This window comes from Thermococcus coalescens, from assembly GCF_055392585.1.
In genome coordinates, this window is the sequence record NZ_AP043764.1 from 1,545,101 (window position 1) to 1,566,423 (window position 21,323).

Below are 21,323 nucleotides of genomic sequence, written 5' to 3' on the forward strand. Positions count from 1 at the left end.
ATAGTGGGAAATTTTACATAAAGATGGTGAAACCCATGCAGGTTTATGAAGGTAAGGCCAAGAAGGTTATCCCGCTCGACGATGGAAAGGCCGTTATGGAGTTCAAGGACGATGCCACAGCCTTCGACGGCAGGAAGAAGGGCCAGTTTAAGGGCAAGGGCTGGCTCAATGCCCAGATTAGCGCGGTTCTCTTCAAAGTCCTTGAGGAGAGGGGCGTTAAGACGCACTTCATAGGCATCGCGGGTGACAGCAGGCTCATCGTCGAGCGCTTGAAGATGTACCCCGTCGAGGTCGTGGTTAGAAACGTCGTGGCCGGAAGCCTGAAGAGGCGCCTTCCCCTTGAGGAGGGGACCGAGCTGCCGGAGCCGATAGTCGAGCTCTACTACAAGGACGACAGCCTGGGCGATCCCATGATAAACCACCACCATGCAAGGGTTCTCGGGATAAGTGAGGGCGAGATACGGGAGATGGAGCGCATAGCCCTCAGGGTGAACGAGATTCTGAGGAAGTACTTTGCCGAGCGCGGGATAATCCTGGTCGACTTCAAGCTGGAGTTCGGGAAGAACGGGAGGGGCGAGATAGTCCTCGGCGACGAGATAAGCCCGGACACCTGCCGCTTCTGGGACGCCAGAACAAAGGAGAGCCTCGATAAGGACGTCTTCCGCTTCGACAGGGGCGACCTGATAAACGCCTATGAGGAGCTCTACAGGCGCCTCACCGGGGCTTAGCCCCGTAGGTTATGAGGACAGTGTAGCAACCTTTCTCATCCTCCTCTATACTTATTTTCCTCAGCCGGATTCCGTATTCGCTTACGGCCTTTTCAACAAGTTCCGGCAGGTTCTCAAGGAATGCCTTCTTCTTTACCGTTAGCTCCATGCGACCACCGGGAAAAGTTTGGGAGTGGGGCTTAAAGCCTTACCCCGTAGTTCTTCACCACTATCCCCCGTTCCTCCGTGACGGTTCCAAGCTCGAAAGCCTCAAAATGCCTGCCCAGGATTTCCAGGGCTTCCTCCTTCTCCTCCTGCGGCACTACGGCCACCATGCCGACGCCCATGTTGAAGACCCTGAACATTTCCTCCAGGGGGACGCCGTTTTCGTGGATCAGCTCGAATATTCCCTCGATAGGGGGCATCTGGAGGGAAAAGCCGTAGTCCGTCAGGCGCTTGAGGTTGGTCAGGCCTCCGCCCGTTATGTGCGCCAGGCCGTGAACCTCGACGCCCTCCAGAAGTTCGAGAACGGCCTTAACATAAATCCTCGTCGGCTCTAAAAGCCATTCCCAGAGCTTTCTCCCCTCGTACTCATACTCCAGTCCGTATTTGGGGATGAGGAGCTTCCTGGCCAGCGTAAGACCATTGGAATGAATTCCGGAGCTGGCTATTCCTATCACAGCATCACCGGGTCTGATTTTCTCACCCGTTATCACCTTTCCCTTCTCAACGAGGCCTATGGCGGTTCCGGCCAGGTCGAAGCCGTTTATCAGGTCGGGCATCACCGCGGTTTCTCCCCCGACTATCGCTATCCCCGCCTGCCTCGCGCCTTCGTAGAGACCCCTGGCTATCCCATCGAACACCCCCTCGTCGGGCTCCCTGACGGCGAGGTAGTCAACTAAAGCTACCGGCTCGGCCCCAACGCAGAGCAAATCGTTCACGTTCATCGCTATCATGTCTATACCGATGGTGTCGAACCTGCCGACGGCTTCAGCTATCAAAACCTTCGTCCCGACCCCATCCGTCGTCATAGCGAGATAGAATTCGCCGAAATCCATCAGCGCCGCGTAGTGGCCGAGGTTTTCAACGGGTTCGCCCGCTTTCCCCCTTCTGAACCCGAAGGTCTTCTTTGCAAGGCCTATGATTTCCCCGAGGGCCCTCGCGGTTTTCTCGTCATCGACTCCCGCTTGCGCGTAGGTCAGCATGAGCATCACCGGTGAGAGTTTCATGGAGAGCTTAAAAGCTTTGCCATATTTATGCTTAAAAAGGCTTAAATATTTGTAATTTTTAACATTTTAACGTCAATCAATGAGGTGGTGCTCATGATAAGACCCCGCGATGAACTCGGAACTGCCATGACCGACTCCGCCCAGAGAATCCTCCTCCTGGGGAGCGGCGAGCTGGGGAAGGAGATGGCCATTGAGGCCCAGCGCCTCGGTGTTGAGGTGATAGCGGTTGACCGCTACGCCAGCGCCCCGGCGATGCAGGTTTCTCACCGCTCCTACGTGGGGAATATGAGGGATGCCGACTTCCTGTTCTCGGTCGTCGAGAGGGAGAAGCCCGACGCCATAATCCCCGAGATCGAGGCGATAAACCTCGATGCGCTCTTCGAGCTTGAGAAGGACGGCTACTTCGTCGTCCCCAACGCGAAAGCGACCTGGATTGCCATGCACCGCGAGAGGACGAGGGAGATCCTCGCGAGGGAAGCCAAAGTTCCAACGTCTCGCTACGCCTACGCGGAAACTCTAGACGAGCTATACGATGCCTGCGAGAGGATAGGCTACCCCTGCCACACCAAGGCCATAATGAGCTCCTCCGGAAAGGGCTCCTACTTTGTCGGGGGGCCAGAAGACGTCCCGAAGGCCTGGGAAGAGGCCAAGAAGAAGGCCCGCGGTAGTGCCGAGAAGCTCATAGTCGAGGAGCACATCGACTTCGACGTCGAGATAACGGAGCTTGCCGTGAGGCACTACGACGAGAACGGCGAGATAGTTACGACCTTCCCGAAGCCGGTCGGCCACTACCAGATCGAGGGGGATTATCATTCCAGCTGGCAGCCGGCTGAGATAAGCGAAAAGGCCGAGCGCGAGGTCTACAGGATAGCAAAGCGCATCACCGACGTCCTCGGCGGTTTGGGACTCTTTGGCGTCGAGATGTTCGTGAAGGGTGATAGAGTCTGGGCCAACGAGGTCTCCCCGAGGCCCCACGACACGGGCATGGTTACTCTGGCTTCACACCCGACGGGCTTCTCCGAGTTCGGGCTCCACCTCAGGGCTGTTTTGGGGCTTCCCATTCCCGGCGAGTGGGTTGATGGATACCGCCTGTTCCCAATCCTAACGCCGGCCGCTACCCACGTCATCAAGGCCAACATTTCAGGTTACTCGCCGCGCTTCCGCGGACTGGTTAAGGCATTGAGCGTCCCCAACGTAGCGGTGAGGCTCTTTGGAAAGCCGGAGGCGTACCCCGGGAGGAGGCTCGGGGTCGTGCTTGCCTGGGGCAGGAACGTTACCGAGGCGAAGAAGCGCGCCCAGACTGCCGCCCACATGATTGAGCTCAGAACCCGGAGTTCAGGGTGGCACTCTCAGGACTACGAGAGGAGAAAACACCTGATTTGATTAACACATTGTTACAGTTCGACGGAAAAAGGAAAGACTTAAAAATGCTAAAATGTTCCAAAATGTGTGCTTGAATCAGGGATGTTTCTAAAATAATGGTGTGGTTGAATAAGAGATTGTCCTGATGCGGGCCTACGCCCGCATCCTTTCCCTGTAATCTTCGAGCTTCTCCCTCAGCTTCCTGTCCTTTACCGCGAGGATCTCCACTGCCAGGAGCGCAGCGTTTTTGCCGTTGTCTATGCCGACGGTGGCTACCGGGACACCCGGGGGAAGCTGTGCTATGCTCAGGAGTGCGTCGAGGCCGTTGAGCTTGGCCGAGACCGGAACCCCGATGACGGGCCTGACCGTGTGGGCCGCTATGACTCCTGGCAGAGCGGCGCTCAGCCCGGCTATCGCTATGAAAACGTCATAGTCCTTCTTCGCCAGCTCCTCGACCTTTTTCGGGTTTCTGTGGGCCGAGGCGACCTCGACGTCATAGTCAACGCCGAACTCGTCGAGAACTCCGGTAACCTTCTCGGCTATATGGGAATCGCTCCTGCTCCCCATCACCACGAGCACCTTCATGGACTTCACCGGATGGAGTTCGCTTTGACCTTTATAAGTTTTGCCATTTTAATGTAAAAACAAAGCTTAAAAACTTAAGTTTTTGACAAATATATGGTGAAGCTCATGAAGGTTCTGCTCGTTGGTGGTGGCGGTAGGGAGAACGCCATCGGCGAGGCGCTCGTGAGGAGCGGCGCCGAGCTGTACGTCGTCTCAAGGCACAAAAATCCGGGGCTGGTGAGGCTCGCCAGGGGATACGGCCTGGCCAGAGAAACGGATACCGAAAAAGTCCTCGAACTCGCCCGAAAATGGGGGGTGGAGCTTGCCTTCATAGGGCCGGAGGCACCGCTTGAGAAGGGCATAGTTGATTTCCTTGAGCGCGAGGGCATTCCAGCGGTCGGACCGACCAAAGAGGCCGCCCAGCTTGAGACCAACAAGGCCTTTGCCCGCTCCCTCATGGAGGAGTATGAGATCCCCGGCAGGAAGCTCTTCCGCGTCTTTGACGACGTCTCAGAGATGCGTTCGTGGATAGACGGCTTTGGAAGGCCTGTCGTCGTGAAGCCCCTCGGGCTCACCGGCGGTAAGGGCGTCAAGGTGGTCGGCTACCAGCTGAGGGACAACGAGGAGGCCAAGGCCTACGCCGAGGAGCTCATCAGAAAGGACGGGAGGGTTCTCATTGAGGAAAGAACCGACGGTGTTGAGTTCACGTTCCAGGTCTTCACGGACGGGAAGCGCGTCCTCCCCATGCCCCTCGTCCAGGACTACCCCCACGCCTACGAGGACGACGAGGGCCCCATCACCGGCGGCATGGGTAGCTACTCGTGTGCAAGCGGGTTGTTGCCCTTCGTTCCGGAGGAGGACTACGAAAAGGCCCTCGAAACCCTGAAGGCGACCGTTGGTGCCATGCGGAAGAACGGAACGCCCTACAGGGGAATCCTCTACGGCCAGTTCATGCTCTCCAAGGAAGGCCCAGTCATAATCGAGTACAACGCCCGCTTCGGCGATCCCGAGGCAATGAACGTTCTTCCCCTCCTCAAGACCCCGCTTACCGAGATAGCGGAGGGGATAGCTGACGGGAACCTCAAAAGGGCGGAGTTCAAGCGCAGGGCGACGGTCGTCAAGTACCTCGCCCCGAGGGGATATCCCCTGAGCCCGGTTAGGGGCGTGAAGGTCGAGGTGGATGAGAAGGCTGTAACAGAGGCAGGTGCAAGGCTCTACTACGCCTCCATAGACGAGAACTTCACGCTCCTCGGTTCAAGAGCGATAGCCATCGTTGGAATCTCCGATACCCTCGAAGAGGCGGAGAGGATAGCGCAGAGCGCCATCGGCCACGTTAAGGGGGAGCTGTTCTACCGGGGGGACGTGGGCACGAGGGAGAGCGTCGAGAAGAGGATTAGCCTGATGAGGGAGTTTGGAAGGGAGTTCGAGCCAAATTCATGCTGAGGTGGTGGGGATGATAAGCCGCGACGAGGTTTTGAGTGTTCTTGAAAGATACGACCCCGAGAAAATCACAGTTGGAGTCATCGGGAGCCACTCCGCCCTGGACATAGCCGACGGTGCGAAGGAGGAAGGCCTGCCCGTCCTCGTTGTCGCCCAGAGGGGGAGGCACAGGACTTACGCCGAGTACTTCAAACTCAGGAAGACGAAAGACGGTCTGACCAAGGGCTTCATCGACGAGGTCATGGTTCTGGAGAAGTTCGCCCAGATAATAGACATCCAGGGAGAGCTGAGGAAGAGAAACGTTATCTTCGTTCCGAACCGCTCCTTCGTGGTCTACACGGGTATTGAGAGGGTTGAGAACGAGTTTTGCGTTCCCCTCTTCGGGAGCAGGAACCTACTGCGGAGTGAGGAGAGGAGCGAGGAGAAGAGCTACTACTGGCTCCTTGAAAAAGCCAAACTTCCCTACCCGGAGCCAGTTAAGCCGGAGGAAATTAACGACGTTGGCCTCGTAATAGTCAAACTTCCCCACGCAAAGAAGAGGCTTGAGAGGGGATTTTTCACAGCCGCGTCTTACAGGGAGTTCAGGGAGAAGGCGGAGCGCTTGATTAAGCTCGGCGTCATTACGGAGGAGGACCTCGCGAAGGCCAGAATCGAGCGCTACATCATTGGGCCGGTCTTCAACTTTGACTTCTTCTACTCGCCGATCGACGGAGAGATTGAGCTTTTGGGAATAGACTGGCGCTTTGAGACGAGCTTAGATGGACACGTAAGGCTTCCTGCAAGTCAACAGTTAACCCTGCCGGAGCACCAGTTCGAGCCGGAGTACACCGTTACTGGGCATGCATCCTCAACGCTGAGGGAGAGCCTGCTTGAGAAGGTCTTCGACATGGCAGAGCGCTATGTCGAGGCGGCCAGGAAGTACTATTCGCCCGGCGTGATAGGGCCGTTCACCCTTCAGACTGCCGTTGATAAAGATCTCAACTTCTACATTTACGATGTCGCCCCGAGGACAGGCGGCGGAACGAACATCCACATGGCGGTGGGCCACCCCTACGGCAACGCCCTCTGGAGGAAGGAAATGAGTACCGGGAGGAGGGTTGCCCTCGAGATCAAACGTGCAATAGAGCTCGACGAGCTTGAGAGGGTGGTCACGTGAGGTGGTCGGAATGAGGTGGAGGGTTACCGTCATCGTTCGCCTCAGGGAAGGACTCAACGACCCGGAGGGAAGGGTCATAGGGAACGCCCTCAGGAACCTCGGGTACGCTGTTGAAAACCTGCACGTCCCCAAGCACTTCGAGTTCGAGCTGGAGAGCGAAGAGCCAGAACGGGAAGTGGAGGAGATGTGCAGAAAGCTCCTCGCGAACCCGCTGATTCACGAGTGGGAGTACAGGATCGAGCCGGTGAGCTGAGATGGTGAAGTTCGCCGTCGTTGTGTTCCCAGGAACGAACTGCGACTTCGAGACCGAGAGGGCCATAAGGAAGGCCGGCGCCGAGGCCGAGCGCGTCTGGCATAAAACCAGCCTAAAGGACTTCGACGGCGTGGTTCTCCCCGGCGGCTTCAGCTACGCGGACTACCTAAGGGCCGGAGCGATAGCCGCCCGTCAGGAGATAATGGAAGAGGTGAGGGAGTTTGCAGAGGAAGGAAGGCCCGTCCTCGGGATATGCAACGGCTTTCAGGTTCTCACCGAGGCCGGCCTCCTTCCGGGGGCACTGAGACCGAACAGGATTCCGCGCTTCCTCTGCAGGTGGGTGCACCTCCGCGTTGAAGACACGGAAACGCCCTTTACTACCCTTTACGGGCCCGGAGAGGTCATACGAATGCCGATAGCGCACGCCGAGGGTAACTACTACACTGACGACCCCTCGAAGGCCAGAGTGGTCTTCCAGTACAGCGACGAGAACGGCAACGTTACTGAAGAGGCCAATCCAAACGGTTCAATCCTCAACATAGCGGCAATAGCGAACGAGAGAGGCAACGTTCTCGGCACGATGCCGCATCCGGAGAGGGCGAGCGACAGGTTTTTGGGCAGCGAGGACGGCCTGAGGCTCTTCAAAAGCATGGTGGAGTGGGCAAAACAATAGCTTTTTTCTATTTTTTGCAGAGTTGTGCGAATACTTCCTCGAGGGTTACTTGGGAAGTGTGGATATCAACAACATTGTAGTGAGACAAGCGACCGAGTATTTCATTAAGATCTTCAGTTTTGAAGTATATCTTGAGGTATGTAAACCTCTCATCACTTTGAACCTCGATTTTTTGAGCTATCCTCCCGAAGTCCCCTGGATTGATTTTCCCTTTAATTTTGGCTATGATTTTCCGCTCCGTTTTGAGGGCCTGAACTCTCTCGATAAGTTCTTTTGGAGTTCCCTGGGCGATTTTGCTCTTGTTAAACAGCATAACCCTGTCGCACAGGATTTCGGCCTCCTTCAGGTTGTGTGTTGTTAAAAGTATCGTCGTTCCCAGCTCTCTCGAAAGCTCCTTAATAGCATCCCAAACTTCTCTCCTGGTGAACACGTCCAGATACACAGTGGGCTCATCCAGTATAAGAACCTCCGGCTGAATAATGAAAGGCAACGCAAGGTAAACCTTCTGTCTCATTCCAGCGGATAGCTTCTGATACCACTCGTGTCTCTTTTCTTTTAGATTAAGCAATTCCAGTGCGTGATTTATTCTTCTTTCCCCCTCTCTCCTAGGAATATCCCACAGTTCGGCGAGAAACCTCAGGTTCTTCTCAACGCTAACCCTCCACTGGAAGAGGCCGAAAAGATCCCTGTCCCCACCAAAGATAGTGAAGATTCTGCCCCTAATCTTATCGTGCTCTCTTATTGAATCGTACCCATCTATGTAAAGATGACCCCTGGTTGGAACCACGAGGCCATTGGCTATCTTGCACAGTGTAGTTTTTCCAGCCCCGTTTGGGCCGAGGAGACCGTATATTTCGCCCTCCCTGACTTTAAAAGTGATGTCCACCAGCGCTGGAATCTCTTCTCGCGGAGTTTTAAGAAAGTCCTTGAGGCTATTCAAATCGAAGAGAGATTTAATTGGAGGGGGGTAGTATTTGGTCAGATTAACGGCCTCTATCACTCAGACCACCCTGATCACGTACGTTCTCCCTCTTCTCTCACGCCGAACCAATCCAATGTTTTCGAGATTCCTTATTGCCTTGCAGACTTTAGTTCTACCAAACAGCCGGCCCAGTTCGCTTTGTGTTACCTCATTGTTGTCGAGAATAAAGTCCAGTATTTGTCTCTCCAACTCATTCAGTTCATGCTTGTGCAGGCTGTTTATCTCGATCTCCACTCTAAGAAGCAACACGAGTTTTCCGTTTTCACACTTTTCCTTGAGGATGTGCACCCTCCTAAGGCCCACCTCAAGTGTGGCCCAGCGTTCCAAGTTGCCGGGCTTTATTGAAGCCCCATTTGAAGGTAAGGTACCCCACAAGGAGCATTACAACCGTGATGGTGAGCATGTTCAATAAGCTTGGAAGGATTTGAGATAACGAGTAGCCGCCGCCCATCGTGAGCCTTCCCATCTGAAGGATGTATGTTTCCGGATGAATCTTTGATAATGGCTGGAGCCATTCCGGTAGCGCACTTGGCGGAAAGTAAAGCCCGCTCACGAGCTGGGCAGTTATATTGAAGAACCAGTTTAATGGGTCTTGGTTCGCTTTGGTCGCTATCCTGAACCCCGCCGAGAACAGGTCAAGTGCGAAAATAAGCAGAATTCCGCTCAGGATGACGACAATGACACCCAGACTAAAGTGAACCTCCAGCCCAAAGAAAAAGATGTAGATGAGAGTTATCACAAGGGTTAGCCCCAAGTTCCAGAGTATCCTCCAGGCGTTTATGCCTATGAAGATTGAAGTTAGCGAAGCAGGAGAGTTGTAAAGAACGGGGAATACCCTTCCAAGGACAAACGAAGAAATACTTCCCCTTGGCAGGAAGACAAGGTTGTGGATTATTGAGCCTATTAGAAGGTAATCGAGGTAGTTTGCGGTACCGTACTGGGAGATGTTTGCGTTGATCGTGACGAGCTTTGCGAAAATCCCGATGAAGAGGATATTCAAGCCCAAACTGATGAATTGTAAAAGAATATCAAAGCGTCTTGAGAAAAAGGCCTCCCTCTGAATGAAAACAAACGCTCTGATCGTCCTACTTCCCCGAGCACTGATCATTCTGACACCCCTGGTATGGGATACACGTATTACTTATAAACGTTGCTTTGATGTTTTTAGAGATTGATTTCAATGAATTTATAAACATATTTCACTTGTTTATAAATCCGTTACGGTAAAACCTATAATTTGTTGCAGACATAGGAATAAGTGCAAAAGCATGAGGGGGTGATAAAGTGGAATGGTTAATTGAGCCCACATATAAGGACAAAATAGAACCGGAATGGTGCCTTATAAACCAATGTGGTGCCAAGGGATGTATCATAGACTGTTTCATTAACTTTGGTTGAGGGGATAGCCTTGGAATGGATAGTCACACTAACAAGGATATCCCCCTGCACTAGTGATCTCAAATGCCTTTTGAATGATGGATGTCTGGTTGATATATGCCCTTTTGATCACTGCAAATGGGACACATGCTCTAGAAACTCTTGCATATTGGTATGTGTTATAGATCTTTAAGAGGTGATGTTCAATGGAATGGATTGTTAAGCCAGTTAACAGAGTTAAGCCCGCAGACTGTGGTGGAGAAGGTTGCGCCCTCCAAGGTTGTGGGGCCCAAGGCTGTGCAATACGCGGATGCGGAGGGAACGGATGCATTGCAGATGGCTGCCTAGTTAATCTTTGCCCTGCGGACCTATGCCCAGTCGATGGATGCATAATAGATGTTTTCTGATGCTTTGTTTTTAAGTTTTATTCATATTTAATTTTTCATAATCCCAAAGGGGGAAGTTTAAAATGTTGAAGCATTCGCAATATAATGTTATACTGGAAAAGAGAGACAATGTGCTGATATACAATAGCTTAACAGGAGCGTTTGCAAAATTGACCCCAGAGGAATACAAAAAGTATCTTTTCCTAGATTTCAAAAATGATGAGGGACTGTTAGAGAACCTAAAAAGAGGCATGTTCGTTATTCCCAAAGATTTTAACGAGCTTGAACACATAAAAGAGAGATACAACACATTAAAACACAACACAGAAGTTCTAGGCTTAGTTATAGCTCCCACCCTCAAATGCAATCTATCGTGTATTTACTGCTATCAAGATAGAAAGGAGTTCAATAACTCTCCAATAATGACTAATGATATTCAAAGGGCGTTAGTGAACTTTGTGAGAAGTCTCATCAGGGAGAATGGTACAAAGTTACTCAGCGTGCTCTGGTATGGAGGGGAGCCATTAGTGGGGCTCAATGTGATAAAGAGACTTACTGAAAATTTTCTTGAACTTGCAAAGGAGTTCAACGTCAATTATGCTGCCAGTATGATTACAAATGGAACACTAATAACACCAACAATTGCAGAAGAATTATATAAACTAAAAATTAAAACCTTCCAGATAACACTTGATGGCGATAGGGATACCCATAATAAAAAACGAGTATACAAAAATGGGAAAGGAACATTCAATCAAATCATCAATGCAATAAAAACACTGATCAAATACGAGGATGTCAACGTAAATATCAGGGTAAATGTTGATGCAGAAGTTGCTAAAAATATCGATAAACTTCTTGACACATTAGAAGAAGAGGGACTAAAAGACAGTGTAAGTATATATTTCTCGAAATTGGAAAAGTACGAGCATTCCTCTGACACGTGGGGCTGTTACATCAAAGACCTAAGAGAATACAGTAAGGTAGAGAAGAAACTCTATCGCAAGCTAATTGAGAGGGACTTTAAACTTAATGTCTACCCGTTTCCCAGGTACCTTCCCTGCGGAGCAGTTAGGGAATATGGAAATATCTGCATCGATCCTGAAGGATACATCTATAAATGTTGGCATGAGGTTGGGGTAAAAGAAAAGTCTGTGGGGCATGTAAAGGAAGGATTCAACAAACGCCTTGACAAATGGACATCATACACGCCGTTTATCTTCGAAGAATGTAATGAGTGCAAACTTTTACCGGTATGCATGGGGGGATGCCCTCTCCGTGCTATGGAGAGAGCCAAGGAATGCATGCCGCTGGCCCAGAATATTATGGAATACCTGGAGATAGTACATGAGTACAAACAACGCCATCAGAAGCAAAGTAAGGGGGTGCAGAGGCAATGAGGCGAATTGTTTGCCTTGTTGTTTTCTTTATTATTTTCGGGAGCTTAATAGGATTTTTAGGAGACAAGCTCATGAAGAGTGTTCCATTTATGTACACTGACGAAAATGTGCTTTATGGGCCTGGCGAGATCCGATACTACAAGCTACCTTCCGGTTATCATGTCACTGGATTTGTAGAATCAGAAGGGAACTTCTCTGTGTACCTACTGACGGGGGAGAACTTGAGAAGTCTGAAGGCAGGGAAAGACTTCAGAGCAATTAAATCCTGGGAAACTCAAACTTTTATTAGATTCAATTTGACGATTCCAGATAAGAGCTGCTATATCACGATAAAAAACCAAGGAAGAAAACACCAATGGATAAGAATAGAGTTCACTGCAAGGAGGGATAATCCCAATGGATAAACACAACGTCATTGTTAACGTTTTGGATCTTAAAAAGGACTATGGTAATGTGAAGGCCCTTAGGAAAGTTAGTTTTTCCATTGCAGAAAATGAAATCTTCGGTCTCATCGGTCCAAACGGTGCCGGAAAAAGCACTACCCTAAAGATCCTTGCGACATTGATGCCCCCCGATGGGGGGAGGGCAGAAGTAGCGGGTTATGATGTTGTCTCTGATGCCGCTGAAGTTAGGAGACTTATAAGCTACCTACCCGAAGAAGCTGGGGCATACAGGAACCTAACGGGGAGGGAGTATCTCCGCTTTATTGCAAATCTCTACTCTAACGCAACAGGAAAGGACGAGGAAGAGATGTTCGAGCTCGGGGTTGAGATTGCAGGGCTGGGAATGAGGTTAGACAACAAGGTTTCCACGTACTCAAAGGGTATGACTCGAAAACTCCTGCTCGCAAGAGCATTAATGGTTGTCCCAAAGCTAGCCATCCTCGACGAGCCAACGAGTGGTCTGGACGTTATGAATGCTTACGAAATCAGAAAGAGGATAAAGGAGTTCTCACGTGAGAAAGGTGTTTCTGTTCTCATTTCAAGCCACAACATGCTTGAGGTTGAGTTTCTCTGTGACAGAGTTGCAATAATCCACAAAGGTGTTATATTTGAGGTTGGAACCCCCAAGGAACTTAAGGCCAAGTACAGCGCCGAAAACCTTGAAGATGTCTTCGTGAGGGCCTCGAGGAGGGTTGCCAATGGGTGAACTCTTGATCCTGTTCCGAAAAGAGCTCATGGAGGTTTTCAGGGATAAACGGCTCTTAACGGCCATAGTGCTGCCACTTATTTTAATACCCATTCTCTTAGGGATCGTCGGATCTTTGGGGCATTCCACATCAATAAATGTCAGAGTCGTCAACGAGGATAAAGGGGAACACTCACTGGCCCTGATAGAATTTCTCCAGAGGAATGGTGTTAGAATCAACGAGAGCTCTTCCTTAACTCTAGTGATCCCCCCAGGATTCTCGGGAGCTGTAGAAAAGGAGGTCTCCCCAAGGTTGTTAATTCAGGTTAATCTTTCAACTCCCCTAGACTTCAAGGCAATCAGATCGGCGGAGGCGTTAAAAACTCTCGTACTGAGGTTTGGGAGTATAGTTTTACCCTCGTTAAAACTAGAATTTCAGATGGAAGTGGGGAATAGTGTTTTTAACCTCGAACCTTCCAGGTATGTCTCCTCACTTCTCAAGGGATACCTAGTAGCACCGCTAGTTCTCTTTGTAATAGCCATCTACGCTTCCCAAGCAATAGCGGCATCCGTCGCCATGGAACGGGAAAATAAGACCCTCGAAACCCTGCTAACCCTCCCTGTGTCAAGGAGATCAATAATACTGGCCAAGGTGTTCAGCTCGGTAGTCTTCAGCCTACTTGTTCTCATTTCTCTAATTGTCTCATTCGAGGCATTAGTCAGATTTAAATCGAGTTCCGTTACCCCAAGTGGTATATCCATCGGTCTGACACCACTTCTTTTACTCTCCGCAGGAACATTTTTGCTCTTTCTCTTGATGCTGTTAACAAGCCTCCTCGTTTCACTCTTTACCCTTGACGTGAGAAGCGCTCTCAGCGTAACAGGTCTCATTGAAGTCGTCTACCTTATCCCCATCATGATCCTCTTCGCTGGAATGGAGCCCTCCAGCCTATGGAGCATAATCGTGAAGATAGACCCCGGCTACGCGCCAGTCCAAGCATTCTTAAGTGCGGTAACAGGCAACTACTTTATGGCCCTGGGAGCGCTACTCTATTTGATACTCTGGAACGCCCTAGTGTTGAAACTAGCAGTCTGGGTCTTTGATAGTGGCGTTCTAATGATCAAAAGTATCGACTCAAGCAAGCTCAGATGGCTGATTAGAGTGAAGATATAACCTCAACACCCGCCCATTGAAAGATGTAAAAGCTATAATAAGGTAAATTTCAAGCATACTAGCGACAAGAGGGAGCAAAATGTTCGTCCGCTCGCTTTCCGCGGGAGGCTCAATAGAAGAAATCGGCGGGAAAGCCCACCGCCTTTCGATACTCGCGAGGTACTTCAACGTGCCTACGGGCTTCGTGGTGACCACGAAGGCTTACGACCTCTGGAAAGAGAAAGGAAAGCTCCCACCGGAAGTCTTGGAGAAGATAAGGGAGTACTTCAAATCCCCATATCTTCTCGAAGGAGAGTTTCCGGTGGTTGTGAGGAGTTCCGCAACAGTAGAAGACGGCTCTAAGGCAAGCTTTGCAGGGGTTTTCGAGAGCGTTACTGGAGTGAACTCCTTCGACGACCTAATCAACGGAATAGAGCGGGTTTTTAAAAGCGCCAGTTCTGGGAGGGTCAGGGCTTACATGGAGCGGATGGGTCTTGGAGGGAAGCCGAGGATGGCGGCGATAGTCCAGAGGGAGATAGCACCCCAGTTCGCCGGCGTGCTATTCACTCGCTCGCCCACCGAACCGGAAAAGGCTTTGGTAGAATTTGTGGGGGGAAGCAGTGAAGAGCTGGTGAGTGGGAAAAGAAGCGCCGAGCGGGTTCTTCTTCCAAGGAATCCCAACGGAGTTCAAGACGAGCTCATGAGGGAGCTAATTACTGTTGCCCTTGAGATTGAAGAACTCTTTAGTAAACCGCAGGACATAGAGTGGGCCTACGATGGAACGCTCTGGATACTTCAGTCGAGGGATATAACGACGCTCGGCCAAAGTATGGATGCAATAAGTCCAAAAACCGAGAACTGGCACGCCTTAAAGGGCATCCCCGCGAGTCCCGGGGTGGCGACCGGAAGGGCGTACTTTGTGCTCGACGACCAGCCGCCGGAAGAAGCAGAAAAGCTCTTTCCGGAAGGGGGAATTTTAGTGACCTACATTCTCCACGCGGAGCACTACAGCATTTTCAAGAAAGCCGCTGGGATAGTGACGAAGGTGGACAGCATCCTATCTCACCCGGCGATAATAGCGAGGGAGCTTGGAATTCCCTGCGTCGTTGGGGTTGACGTTGAGGCGATAATGGAGGGTGACGAAGTGATCGTTGACGGGGGCGCGGGAATCGTCTACGTGAAGAACCCGAGGAAAGCCTTGAGAAAGTTTGAGCTGTGGAAATCAAGCTACAAAGAAGATGAAATCGTGAGGGCGCTGAAAGAGGAGTACCTGAACGCACTAGAAGAGCTCTCGCCGGAGGGGCTGGAAAAGGTCATTGTCAGGGCCTTCTCGCTCGTTCGGGAGCTCTATCCAATGGATAAGGAAAAGGCCTTCAACGTCTACTACTTCATAAACTGGATGATGGAAGAGGAAACTCCTCGTATTCTGTCAAGACGGTTTAATGTTGTTGATGCCTTTTCCCGTGCGGATAGGGGCGAATGTCCAAGAACCGACGATGATGAAAGGCTCTTCAAAATCTACCGGCTCCTCAAGGGCTTCATAAACTACACGGACGAAAGGGTGAGAGACATTCCGGGCCTGCTGTTCAGGATTTGAGTTTTACATTTTTCTGTTAAAATAAACCTTAAAAACTCCTAATTTTTACACTTTTCTGGTAATAAAGGAGGGTTCACGATGTTCCCCCATGAGGAAAAGCTCATCCGTGAACGGCTCGGCAGGGAGCCCAACGAAGTTGAGAAAGCCATGCTCGAGGTCATGTGGAGTGAACACGCCTCCTACAAGTCGAGCAGGCCCTGGCTGAGGCTTTTGCCGACCGAAAACGAGCACGTTGTTCTCGGTCCCGGTGAGGACGCTGGAATAGTGAAGTTCGATGAGAACACCTGGATAGCCGTTGGAATCGAGAGCCACAACCACCCCTCCGCTGTCGAACCCTATGGAGGAGCCGCAACGGGGGTTGGTGGAATAGTGCGGGATGTACTTTGCATGGGCGCCCGTCCAATGGCGCTCCTCGACCCCATACGCTTCGGCCCGCTGGAAGGCGAGAAAAACCGCTACCTCTTTGAGGGGGTCGTTAAGGGCATCGCTGACTACGGCAACAGGATAGGTGTTCCAACCGTTGGAGGCGAAACGGAGTTCGATGAGAGCCTTGAAGGCTACACGCTCGTCAACGTCGCCTGCGTTGGGATAATGGGGCCCGGGCACCTTGTCCACAGCCACGTTACCGAGGCGGGTCTCAGGCTCGTCCTCGCCGGCAACAGAACTGGCAGGGACGGCATTCACGGAGTTACATTCGCGAGCGAGGAGTTGAGCGAGAACGCGGAGGAGGAAGACCGCTCCGCGGTACAGATTCCCGACCCGTTCACAGAGAAGCTGCTCATCGAGGCAACCCTTGAGGCGGTCTACACCGGAAAGGTGAAGGCACTGAAGGACCTCGGCGGCGGTGGCTTAACCTGCGCCTCCTCCGAGATGGCCGGAAAGAGGGGCTTTGGGGTGATAATCTACGCCGACAGGGTTCCGCTCCGCGAGCCGGGGATGACGGTAAGCGAGGTCATGATTTCAGAGAGTCAGGAGAGGATGCTCTTTGCCGTTAAACCCGAGGACGTGGAAGAAATAGGGCGGATTTTTGAGAAGTACGAGCTCGAGTGGACGGTAGTTGGGGAGGTCATCGAGGAGCCGCGCTACGTCGTTTACTGGAAGGGCAAGAAGGTTGTTGATTTGCCGATTGACCTGCTCATCGACGTTCCCACCATAAAATGGGGGCTGAAACCGTATAACGCCGAGAGGCCGGTTGAAACGCCCGACGTTCCCTTCGAGAGGGCCTTCACCCTCGTCTGGGGCAGTCCCAACATTCTGAGCAAGCGCTGGATCTGGCAGCAGTACGACCACGAGGTTCAGGGAAGGACAGTTCTCAAGCCCGGCTCTGATGCCGCCGTGCTGAAAATCAGCGATGAACACGGCCTCGCCTTCGTGGCCGACGGCAATCCGAACCACAGCTACCTCAGCCCATACCACGGTGCAATGGGGGCCGTTGCCGAGGTGGTGAGAAACCTTGTCAGCGTGGGCGCCAAGCCTCTGGCTCTGGTCGACAACCTCAACTTTGCCTCGCCCGAAAGGCCCGAGGTCTACTGGAGCTTCGCCGAGACAGTCAAAGGTTTGGCCGATGCAGCGAAAGCCTTTGGTCTGGCCTATGTCAGCGGCAACGTCAGCTTCTACAATGAAGTGGCCGGGAGGCCGATAAAGCCCACACCGGTGGTGGCTGGAGTTGGAAAGGTCAGGCTTGAGGAAATTCCGGGAATGGGACTAGAGGGTGGACTGCTTATAGGCGTCGTCGGGACAACGAAGGCTGAACTCGGCGGCTCGGAGCTGTTCGCGAGGCTCGGCGTTGAGGGCGGTCTTGCCCCTCGCGTGAACCTCGACGAGGAGAGGGCCAACGCGGGGGGGATCCTGAGGGCTATACGGAAAGGTCTCGTTAGGGCCGTCCACGACGTTGGCAGGGGAGGAATCGCCGTTGCTTTAACGGAAATGGCCGTGGCCGGGAAGGTGGGCTTCGCCGCTGACCTCTCGAAGGTTCCCTCCGGGACCGATAATCCGGTTGAGGTAGCCTTCAGCGAGAGCCATGGGCGCTACCTCGTAGCTTTCACCGAGGAGAAACTTGACGAACTAAAGGCCCTTTTCAGCCACTTCACGGTCATCGGAAGGGCTGGAGGAAGCGACGCGGCCTTCCTCTGGAACGGAAAGGAGCTTCTCAGAAAACCGATTTCCGGGCTGAGGGCAGTCCACGAGTCCCTACCGAGGCTTTTAGGTGAGGAGGAATGAGGGTAGCGACCTATGCCTCCCACTCTGCCCTTCAGATTTTAAAGGGGGCAAAGGAAGAGGGCTTTGAAACGGTGGCCTTTGGAAGTGGCAGGGTCAGACCGCTCTACACGAAGTACTTCCCGGTCGCCGATCGTTTCATCGAGGGAACCTATCCGGAGGAAGAACTGCTTGAGCTTGAGGTGGTGGTTATCCCCACCGGCTCCTTCGTGGCACACCTTGGAATCGAGCTGGTCGAGAAGATGCGCGTTCCCTACTACGGCAACAAAGAGGTGCTGAAGTGGGAGAGCGACCGCTCTTTGGAGAGAAAGTGGCTTGAAAGGGCAAAGCTGAGGCTTCCGCGGGTTTACGAAGACCCCGACGACATAGACGGGCCAGTCATAGTTAAGCCCCACGGAGCTAAGGGCGGAAAGGGCTACTTTTTGGTGAAGAGCCCCGAAGATTTCTGGGAAAAAGCGGGGAGGCTCGGAGTTAGGGACAAGGAACAGCTGAGTGGAATCCAGATTCAGGAGTACGTCCTCGGCGTTCCAGTTTACCCCCACTACTTCTATTCGAAGCTCAACCGCGAGCTGGAGCTGATGAGCGTTGACCGCAGATATGAGTCCAACGTGGATGCGATAGGCAGGATTCCGGCCAGGGAGCAGCTCGACCTCGGACTCGGCACCAACTACACGGTGATAGGCAACATCCCCCTCGTCCTGAGGGAGAGCCTGCTCATGGACGTCATTGAAGCCGGGGAGATGGTTGTCAAAGCGGCCGAAGAGCTTATGGGCGGCCTCTGGGGCCCATTCTGCCTCGAAGGCGTCTTCACCGAGGAGCTTGAGTTCGTCGTCTTCGAGGTCTCGGCCAGAATAGTTGCAGGGACGAACCCCTTTGTCCACGGTTCGCCCTACAGCTGGCTCCGCTACGATTTCCCCGTCAGCACCGGAAGGAGGATAGCCATGGAGCTGAGGGGGGCTCTTGAGGAGGACAGGCTTGGGGAGGTTTTAACATAAATGTGTCTAATCTCCCCCAGGATAAGTTTATAAATTGACGCCCGAATGGTGGCAAAAAGAGGGTGATGGTTATGTGGGAAAGCTTCATCGAGGAGAAGGTTGCGGAGATAAGAGAGACGGTCGGCGATGGAAAGGCAATAATAGCGCTCTCCGGCGGCGTTGACAGCTCCGTTGCGGCGGTGCTCGCTCACAGGGCCATAGGGGAAAGGCTTCACGCGGTATTTGTCAACACGGGCTTCATGAGAAAGGGTGAACCCGAATTCGTCGTTAAGACCTTCAGAGACGAGTTCGGGCTCAACCTGCACTCCGTTGACGCGAGCGAGCGGTTCTTTACCGAGCTTGAAGGTGTAACGGACCCCGAGGAGAAGAGGAAGATAATCGGCAGGGTCTTCATCGAGGTGTTTGAGGAGGTCGCGAAGGAGATAGACGCCCAATTCCTCATCCAGGGCACCATAGCCCCCGACTGGATCGAGAGCAGGGGGAAGATAAAGAGCCACCACAACGTCGGTGGTCTGCCGGAGAGGCTCAACCTCCGGCTGATAGAGCCGCTCCGCGACCTCTACAAGGACGAGGTCAGGGAGCTGGGCCGAGAACTCGGCCTGCCGGAGAAGATATACAACAGAATGCCCTTCCCGGGTCCTGGGCTGGCCGTCAGGGTTCTCGGGGAGGTCACGCCGGAGAAGGTCGCCATCGTAAGAGAGGCCAACGCCATAGTAGAGGAGGAGATCGAGAGTGCCGGGCTGAAGCCGTGGCAGGCCTTCGCTGTCCTGCTTGGTGTGAAAACCGTCGGTGTCCAGGGGGACATAAGGGCCTACAAGGAAACCATCGCCGTTCGTGTCGTCGAGAGCCTCGACGGAATGACGGCCAACGCCATGAACGTTCCCTTCGATGTCCTCCAGAGGATCGCCTTCAGGATAACGAGCGAGATACCCGAGGTCGGAAGGGTGCTCTACGACATAACCAACAAGCCACCTGCAACTATAGAGTTCGAGTGAGGTGGAAGTATGATAATCATAATGGACAACGGCGGCCAGTACGTCCACAGGATTTGGAGGACGCTCCGCTACCTTGGGGTCGAGGCGAAGATAATCCCCAACACGACTCCCCTCGAGGAGATAAAGGCGATGAAGCCCAAGGGGATAATATTCTCCGGCGGTCCAGACATAAACAAAACTGGAAACTGCTCCGCCGTCCTTGAGCACTACGACGAGTTCCGCGTTCCCATCCTCGGGATATGCCTCGGCCACCAGCTCATAGCGAAGCACTTCGGCGGAAAGGTTGGGAGGGGCGAGAAGGCCGAGTACAGCCTCGTGGAAGTGGAAATCCTAGATGAGGATGACATTTTCAAGGGTCTTCCAAAAAGGCTGAAGGTCTGGGAAAGCCACATGGACGAAGTGAAGGAGCTCCCGCCGGGCTTCAAGCTGCTCGCGAGGAGCGAGACCTGCCCGGTCGAGGCCATGAAGCACGAGAGCCTTCCAATATACGGCGTCCAGTTCCACCCGGAGGTTGCCCACACGGAGCGCGGGGCGGATATCTACCGCAACTTTGCTGAGCTTTGCGGGGAGCTCAGCTAGTCGGTCCTCTCCCCATTTTACTCGGCAGCGGGTTCTCTCATCATCGCCCCTCTACACGTTGGAGCATCTCTGAAAAAGCCTTTCTGGTTACGATTGAAGATTGCAAATCAGAAAACTTTTTAAAGTTCGGTTCTTACTATCTTTGGTGATAGCTTGGGGCACACGCTCTACTACCGAACCAGGATTGATAGGTGGGATGGGTTCAAGGAGCTCCTGGAAACGGTTTGTGAGGGGCTCGGTTTCCGTTTTGTTGGGGGAGAGGATTCCATAACGGTCTTCCCCGAATGCCACGGTGTTGAGCCCCTGGAGATAAGGAAGAACGGAGAGGGCTTCGTCAAGACGAACCTCGTCGAGCCCTGCCATTCCATCTATCTGCTGATTCTTCACTCGGTTGCATTTTTCGGCTCCGTCGAACTCTGGGAGGATTGATCCGTGAGGTAGACCTCTATTATCCTTACCGGGACGGCTCCCCTGAGTTTTTTGTCCTCCACAATGAGCTTCACGACCCTGCCGACTTCCAGATCCTCCACGGCGTCGACCCAGTAGTGGCCGGGCTTGACATTGGCCGCTATGTCGTCGTGGACGAAGACCCTGACGACGTTGCCCTTGATCTCTTCAACAACGCCGTAGGTATAGTCCCTGCCGTATCTCTGCTTGAAGTACCACCGGAATGCCATGACGGCCGCAAAGGCCACTAAGAGGTATGCGTAGTAATAGTAGATGCTCGTGGCTGTCCTCCGTATTGTGAGGTATCCCAGGAAAACGGCGAAAGAAATCAACGATATTGCGTAGTAGAAGAACCTGTACGGCTCGTGCTCGACGAAGAACTCCCGGTTCCTGACCAGGGTGTATCGTAGGTAGAGGAAGTAGACCACGGCCACTCCCGCAAGCCACGGTGGGCCGGCCCTGATGAAGAGCAGAATTAGATTGAGAACAAGGTAGCTGAGAAAAGCCAGCTGGAGCTTGAGGCTGAGGTATTCATGGGCTGTGAACCTCTTCTTCACGAGTCTGCTGAGATACCTAAAACTTGGCGGCTCTTCTGAGGGGGAGGGGTTTATAAAATCACTGAGTTTTCTGATTCCTGAGTCCACGGACTCGCCGATTCCGTAGAGGACGTCTTCCACCGACAT

The 21,323-nt window shown here is 52.7% G+C and carries 24 protein-coding genes; 17 read left to right on the forward strand and 7 right to left on the reverse strand.

Annotated features, from left to right (window positions below; all coding sequences use genetic code 11):
• Positions 1–35 precede the first annotated feature (35 nt).
• Positions 36–728: a phosphoribosylaminoimidazolesuccinocarboxamide synthase gene (gene purC / locus ACZ5M3_RS08520; RefSeq protein ID WP_464840841.1), complete on the forward strand. Its 693-nt coding sequence runs from the start codon at positions 36–38 to the stop codon at positions 726–728.
• Here purC and ACZ5M3_RS08525 read toward each other — a convergent pair.
• Positions 715–876 carry a hypothetical protein gene (locus ACZ5M3_RS08525; protein WP_464839224.1) on the reverse strand — a complete coding sequence of 54 codons (162 nt, stop codon included), beginning with the start codon at positions 874–876 and terminating at the stop codon, positions 715–717. The genes purC and ACZ5M3_RS08525 overlap by 14 nt on opposite strands.
• 31 nt (positions 877–907) lie before the next feature.
• Positions 908–1,912, reverse strand: a complete 1,005-nt coding sequence (purM, locus tag ACZ5M3_RS08530; RefSeq protein WP_464840842.1) for a phosphoribosylformylglycinamidine cyclo-ligase — start codon at positions 1,910–1,912, stop codon at positions 908–910.
• Positions 1,913–2,029: 117 nt separating this feature from the next.
• On the opposite strand from purM, the gene purT reads away from it, so the two are divergent.
• Entirely contained in the window at positions 2,030–3,319 is a 1,290-nt protein-coding gene (gene purT, locus ACZ5M3_RS08535; RefSeq protein WP_464840843.1) for a phosphoribosylglycinamide formyltransferase 2, read from the forward strand.
• A 132-nt stretch (positions 3,320–3,451) separates the two neighbouring features.
• Here purT and purE read toward each other — a convergent pair whose 3' ends face one another.
• Complete coding sequence (gene purE, locus ACZ5M3_RS08540; RefSeq protein ID WP_464840845.1) at positions 3,452–3,883, reverse strand: 5-(carboxyamino)imidazole ribonucleotide mutase; 432 nt, start codon at positions 3,881–3,883, stop codon at positions 3,452–3,454.
• 105 nt (positions 3,884–3,988) lie between these two features.
• Between purE and purD the strand changes: the two genes are divergently transcribed.
• The 4 genes from purD to purQ are packed head-to-tail and all read left to right on the forward strand — an operon-like array spanning position 3,989 to position 7,384.
• The gene (gene purD, locus ACZ5M3_RS08545; protein ID WP_464840847.1) at positions 3,989–5,305 is read left to right on the forward strand and encodes a phosphoribosylamine--glycine ligase; all 1,317 of its coding nucleotides are present in this window, start codon (positions 3,989–3,991) and stop codon (positions 5,303–5,305) included.
• A 10-nt stretch (positions 5,306–5,315) separates the two neighbouring features.
• The gene (locus ACZ5M3_RS08550) at positions 5,316–6,458 is read left to right on the forward strand and encodes a formate--phosphoribosylaminoimidazolecarboxamide ligase family protein (protein ID WP_464840849.1); all 1,143 of its coding nucleotides are present in this window, start codon (positions 5,316–5,318) and stop codon (positions 6,456–6,458) included.
• A 10-nt stretch (positions 6,459–6,468) separates the two neighbouring features.
• Positions 6,469–6,711: a phosphoribosylformylglycinamidine synthase subunit PurS gene (gene purS, locus ACZ5M3_RS08555; RefSeq protein WP_464839225.1), complete on the forward strand. Its 243-nt coding sequence runs from the start codon at positions 6,469–6,471 to the stop codon at positions 6,709–6,711.
• 1 nt (position 6,712) lies between these two features.
• Positions 6,713–7,384: a phosphoribosylformylglycinamidine synthase I gene (purQ, locus tag ACZ5M3_RS08560; RefSeq protein WP_464839226.1), complete on the forward strand. Its 672-nt coding sequence runs from the start codon at positions 6,713–6,715 to the stop codon at positions 7,382–7,384.
• A 7-nt stretch (positions 7,385–7,391) separates the two neighbouring features.
• Here the strand turns inward: purQ and ACZ5M3_RS08565 are convergent, their stop codons facing one another.
• The 3 genes from ACZ5M3_RS08565 to ACZ5M3_RS08575 are packed head-to-tail and all read right to left on the reverse strand — an operon-like array spanning position 7,392 to position 9,474.
• A complete protein-coding gene (locus tag ACZ5M3_RS08565) occupies positions 7,392–8,384 on the reverse strand; it encodes an ABC transporter ATP-binding protein (RefSeq protein ID WP_464839227.1) in 993 nt (330 codons plus the stop codon).
• Positions 8,385–8,693, reverse strand: coding sequence for a helix-turn-helix transcriptional regulator (locus tag ACZ5M3_RS08570; protein ID WP_464839228.1), 309 nt, complete (start codon positions 8,691–8,693; stop codon positions 8,385–8,387).
• On the reverse strand, positions 8,671–9,474 hold the full coding sequence (locus ACZ5M3_RS08575) for an ABC transporter permease (protein ID WP_464839229.1): 804 nt from the start codon (positions 9,472–9,474) through the stop codon (positions 8,671–8,673). Before ACZ5M3_RS08575 ends, ACZ5M3_RS08570 begins: the two co-directional genes overlap by 23 nt.
• Positions 9,475–9,949: 475 nt before the next feature.
• Here ACZ5M3_RS08575 and ACZ5M3_RS08580 point away from each other — a divergent pair, with 475 nt between their 5' ends.
• The 11 genes from ACZ5M3_RS08580 (at position 9,950) to ACZ5M3_RS08630 (ending at position 20,622) form a co-directional block, all read left to right on the forward strand.
• Complete coding sequence (locus ACZ5M3_RS08580; RefSeq protein WP_464839230.1) at positions 9,950–10,150, forward strand: Cys-every-fifth RiPP peptide CefA; 201 nt, start codon at positions 9,950–9,952, stop codon at positions 10,148–10,150.
• A 62-nt stretch (positions 10,151–10,212) separates the two neighbouring features.
• Positions 10,213–11,529: a radical SAM protein gene (locus tag ACZ5M3_RS08585; RefSeq protein ID WP_464839231.1), complete on the forward strand. Its 1,317-nt coding sequence runs from the start codon at positions 10,213–10,215 to the stop codon at positions 11,527–11,529.
• Complete coding sequence (locus ACZ5M3_RS08590) at positions 11,526–11,933, forward strand: hypothetical protein (protein WP_464839232.1); 408 nt, start codon at positions 11,526–11,528, stop codon at positions 11,931–11,933. The genes ACZ5M3_RS08585 and ACZ5M3_RS08590 overlap by 4 nt, the downstream gene beginning before the upstream one ends.
• A complete protein-coding gene (locus ACZ5M3_RS08595; RefSeq protein WP_464839233.1) occupies positions 11,926–12,678 on the forward strand; it encodes an ABC transporter ATP-binding protein in 753 nt (250 codons plus the stop codon). Before ACZ5M3_RS08590 ends, ACZ5M3_RS08595 begins: the two co-directional genes overlap by 8 nt.
• The gene (locus ACZ5M3_RS08600; RefSeq protein WP_464839234.1) at positions 12,671–13,831 is read left to right on the forward strand and encodes an ABC transporter permease; all 1,161 of its coding nucleotides are present in this window, start codon (positions 12,671–12,673) and stop codon (positions 13,829–13,831) included. The genes ACZ5M3_RS08595 and ACZ5M3_RS08600 overlap by 8 nt, the downstream gene beginning before the upstream one ends.
• A 79-nt stretch (positions 13,832–13,910) precedes the next feature.
• On the forward strand, positions 13,911–15,407 hold the full coding sequence (locus ACZ5M3_RS08605; protein WP_464839235.1) for a PEP/pyruvate-binding domain-containing protein: 1,497 nt from the start codon (positions 13,911–13,913) through the stop codon (positions 15,405–15,407).
• A gap of 78 nt (positions 15,408–15,485) precedes the next feature.
• On the forward strand, positions 15,486–17,627 hold the full coding sequence (gene purL / locus ACZ5M3_RS08610; protein ID WP_464839236.1) for a phosphoribosylformylglycinamidine synthase subunit PurL: 2,142 nt from the start codon (positions 15,486–15,488) through the stop codon (positions 17,625–17,627).
• Positions 17,624–18,619, forward strand: a complete 996-nt coding sequence (locus ACZ5M3_RS08615; protein WP_464839237.1) for a formate--phosphoribosylaminoimidazolecarboxamide ligase — start codon at positions 17,624–17,626, stop codon at positions 18,617–18,619. The genes purL and ACZ5M3_RS08615 overlap by 4 nt, the downstream gene beginning before the upstream one ends.
• Positions 18,620–18,690: 71 nt before the next feature.
• Entirely contained in the window at positions 18,691–19,614 is a 924-nt protein-coding gene (gene guaA, locus ACZ5M3_RS08620) for a glutamine-hydrolyzing GMP synthase (protein WP_464840850.1), read from the forward strand.
• 9 nt (positions 19,615–19,623) lie between these two features.
• Positions 19,624–20,193 (forward strand): GMP synthase subunit A, encoded by a 570-nt coding sequence (locus ACZ5M3_RS08625; RefSeq protein ID WP_464839238.1) that lies wholly within the window; start codon positions 19,624–19,626, stop codon positions 20,191–20,193.
• Positions 20,194–20,346: 153 nt separating this feature from the next.
• The gene (locus tag ACZ5M3_RS08630) at positions 20,347–20,622 is read left to right on the forward strand and encodes a TonB-dependent receptor (RefSeq protein ID WP_464839239.1); all 276 of its coding nucleotides are present in this window, start codon (positions 20,347–20,349) and stop codon (positions 20,620–20,622) included.
• Here ACZ5M3_RS08630 and ACZ5M3_RS08635 read toward each other — a convergent pair.
• Entirely contained in the window at positions 20,577–21,323 is a 747-nt protein-coding gene (locus tag ACZ5M3_RS08635) for a DUF2101 family protein (RefSeq protein WP_464839240.1), read from the reverse strand. The genes ACZ5M3_RS08630 and ACZ5M3_RS08635 overlap by 46 nt on opposite strands.